The organism is Nocardia farcinica (assembly GCF_029867845.1).
In the GTDB taxonomy this organism is placed as follows: domain Bacteria; phylum Actinomycetota; class Actinomycetes; order Mycobacteriales; family Mycobacteriaceae; genus Nocardia; species Nocardia farcinica_A.
On record NZ_JARWRU010000576.1, the window covers coordinates 1 to 2,894 of the forward strand.

The following is a 2,894-nucleotide window of genomic DNA, read 5'->3' on the forward strand; positions in this document are numbered from 1 at the left end:
GGGGGGGGGCCCCGCGGTTGTTCGCTCCCCCCCCCCCCCTCCTCTGTCCGGGGCGGTGTCTTTGGGGGTTCCCCCCCTCCCCCCCCCCCCTATTCTCCTCCCGCGCCCCCCCGTTCGTGTCTGCGCCGGAATCGCTCCGGCCGGGTACTGCGCTGCCGGGTTCTGTGGTTGTCGGTGTGGTGACCTCCGGTCAGCCCTGGTAGGGCTCCGCGCTGACCAGTGTGACCTTCATGGTGTTGCCGTTGGGCAACGTGTATTCGCGGGTCTCGCCGACCTTCGCATCGATAAGGGCACCGCCCAGCGGGGAGTTCGGGGAGTAGGTCTCCAGGTCGGAATGACCCAGGCCCTCCTCGCGCGTCGCGATGAGGAAGGTCTCGGTGTCGTTCTCGTCACCGTCGTAGTAGACCTTGACGACAGAGCCGGGCAGCGCGACGCCGGATTTGGTCGGCGCGACACCGACCTTGGCGTTGTTCAGCAGCTCCTGCAGCTGGCGAATGCGAGCTTCCTGCTGGCCCTGTTCCTCACGCGCGGCGTGGTATCCGCCGTTCTCCTTGAGGTCGCCTTCTTCGCGACGCTCGTTGATCTCCGCGGCGATGACCGGACGGTTGGCGATGAGCGCGTCGAGCTCGCTCTTGAGCCTGTCGTGCGATTCCTGGGTCAGCCAGGTCACATTCGTCTCGGTCATCTCGATCACTCCCTCGTAGTTGTTCCCGGCGAACCGGGATTCCCTGAAACCGGCGCTGACCCGTCCGAGGGCGGGCATGCGCCAGCAGACGGCAGACGCAGAAGCCGGGGGTCGAGATCGCGCTCGACCCTGGCGTTGCACGCCCGGCCGGGAGAACCCGTGAAGACCCGGTGAGCGCGCTGCGCCTGCCGCCAATGCAGCAAACACGGCTCCGAGGTGCGGAACCGTGCTGTGACGCTATTTTAGCATGATTCGCAAAAATGCAGGTGAGAAGATATTTTTGCCGCTCGGAGCGTCATTTCGCGCCACCCGGGGGCGATCCGGGGCGGCCGGAGCGGTTTCGGATTCAGAGCGGTTTCAGATACTCCGGCACGGTCGCGCTGCACCCGTAGACGCTGCCCGACGACGGGCGGGAGGAGGTGCGGATCTCGGTGGCGATCTCCACGGTCCCGTGTTCGGAACCGGTGATGAGCACCTCGCGCCTGCCCACCTCGACGGTGTCGCGGTCCATGGCCCGCACGAAGCACACCACCGGCGTGGCCGGGTCGGTGCGGGTCACCTTGAACCGCAACCGCACCGTCTCGTCGTCGACCACCGTGTAGCCGAGCTCCTCGGCCTCGATCTCGGCGGGCCCGTACTTCTGAAAGCCGAGATAGGCGACCCCGGCGCCGGCCAGCAGCACCACCAGCGCGACGAGCGGGAGCAGCCATGCCGGCCTGTTCGCGGCCTGGGTGCCGTACCGGTCGGCGGGACGCGCGCCGACGCCGTTCGGCACTGGATCGCTCATGACGGGTCGCTCCCGGGGGTGGGTCGGAACAACAGAGACTCGAATGGAACTATAGGTAATGACGAGCCGACACCCGCGACCGAGAGCGACGGAGAACGAGACGTGAGTGGCCTTCGCCTCATGGCGGTACACGCACACCCGGACGACGAATCAAGCAAGGGTGCCGCGACGACCGCGCGTTACGCCGACGAGGGACACGAAGTACTCGTCGTGTCGCTGACCGGCGGCGAACGTGGCAGCATCCTCAATCCGGCCATGGACACCCCCGGCGTGCTCGAACGCATCCACGAGATCCGTCGCGAGGAGATGGCCGCCGCCGCCCGCGCGCTCGGCGTCTCACACCGCTGGCTCGGTTTCGTCGACTCCGGCCTGCCCGAGGGCGACCCGCTGCCGCCGCTGCCGGAGGGCTGCTTCGCGCTGGTTCCGCTGGAGGAGGCCACCGAGGCGCTGGTGCGGGTGGTGCGCGAGTTCAGGCCGCACGTCATCACCACCTACGACGAGACCGGCGGCTACCCGCATCCCGACCACATCGCCTGCCACAAGGTGTCGGTGGCCGCCTTCGAGGCGGCGGGCGACCCGGAGCGGTTCCCGGACGCGGGCGAGCCGTGGACCCCGCTGAAGCTGTACTACAGCCACGGCTTCGTCCTGCGCAGGCTCGAGATCTTCGCCGAGGAGTACGAGCGCATCGGCCAGCCGTTCCCGCTGCAGGAATGGCTCGACCAGAGCCGCAAGCGGTCCGCCGCGCGCGGCGGCGACATCATGGCCAGGGTCACCACGCAGATCGAGTGCGGCAAGTACTTCCATCAGCGTGACGACGCCCTGCGCGCGCATGCCACCCAGATCGACCCGAACGGCGCGTTCTTCGCGATCCCGGTGGAACTTCAGCAGCGCCTGTGGCCCACCGAGGAGTTCGAGTTGGCCAGGACCAGGGTGCGCACAGCCATCCCGGAAACCGACCTGTTCGCAGGTATCGAGGAAGCACAGCGGTGATCGTCGAATTGCTCGCCCAGACCCCAGGGACCCCGACGGGCCCCGAGTTCGGCAAGGCCTCCCCCCTCGGCCTGGCCATCGTTCTGCTCCTGCTGGTGGGAACCTTCCTGCTGGTGCGGTCGATGAACCGGCACCTGAAGAACCTGCCGCCCACCTTCGAACCGGAGCACCCCGAGCCGGACCAGGCCGCCGACGAGGGCACCGAACCCGGCGCGGTCCACCCGGTGAATGGGCAGGGCGAGACCGGAACCGGCAAGGGCGCCGCCGCGCCGGACCACAAGCGAACCGAATGACCGTGCGGCCCGGCTGATTTCCGGGCCGCGGCCCGGGGGCCGGGGGTTGGGGGGGGGGCCCAGGTGTGCCGCGGCGGGGGCCGGCCGGGGCCGCGCCCCCCCGGCGGGGGGGGGGGGGGGGGAGGGGGGGGGGGCGGGG

4 protein-coding genes are annotated in these 2,894 nt (G+C 69.4%); 2 read left to right on the forward strand and 2 right to left on the reverse strand.

Translation table 11 applies throughout. The annotated features are described in order from the left end of the window. Positions 1-190 precede the first annotated feature (190 nt). Positions 191-685, reverse strand: a complete 495-nt coding sequence (gene greA / locus QH283_RS12590) for a transcription elongation factor GreA (protein WP_280503187.1) — start codon at positions 683-685, stop codon at positions 191-193. Between the two features lie 346 nt (positions 686-1,031). Continuing rightward, positions 1,032-1,472 (reverse strand): DUF4307 domain-containing protein, encoded by a 441-nt coding sequence (locus QH283_RS12595; RefSeq protein ID WP_280503188.1) that lies wholly within the window; start codon positions 1,470-1,472, stop codon positions 1,032-1,034. Between the two features lie 120 nt (positions 1,473-1,592). On the opposite strand from QH283_RS12595, the gene mca reads away from it, so the two are divergent. After that, a complete protein-coding gene (gene mca / locus QH283_RS12600) occupies positions 1,593-2,462 on the forward strand; it encodes a mycothiol conjugate amidase Mca (RefSeq protein ID WP_280503189.1) in 870 nt (289 codons plus the stop codon). After that, positions 2,459-2,755, forward strand: a complete 297-nt coding sequence (locus QH283_RS12605) for a hypothetical protein (protein WP_280503190.1) — start codon at positions 2,459-2,461, stop codon at positions 2,753-2,755. The genes mca and QH283_RS12605 overlap by 4 nt, the downstream gene beginning before the upstream one ends. Positions 2,756-2,894 lie beyond the last annotated feature (139 nt).

Bases quoted from the DNA above. Each gene is read 5' to 3' on its own strand.
- mca (WP_280503189.1), top strand. From the start codon at position 1,593: ATGGCGGTACACGCACACCCGGACGACGAATCAAGCAAGGGTGCCGCG.
- QH283_RS12595 (WP_280503188.1), bottom strand. From the start codon at position 1,472: ATGAGCGATCCAGTGCCGAACGGCGTCGGCGCGCGTCCCGCCGACCGG.
- greA (WP_280503187.1), bottom strand. From the start codon at position 685: ATGACCGAGACGAATGTGACCTGGCTGACCCAGGAATCGCACGACAGG.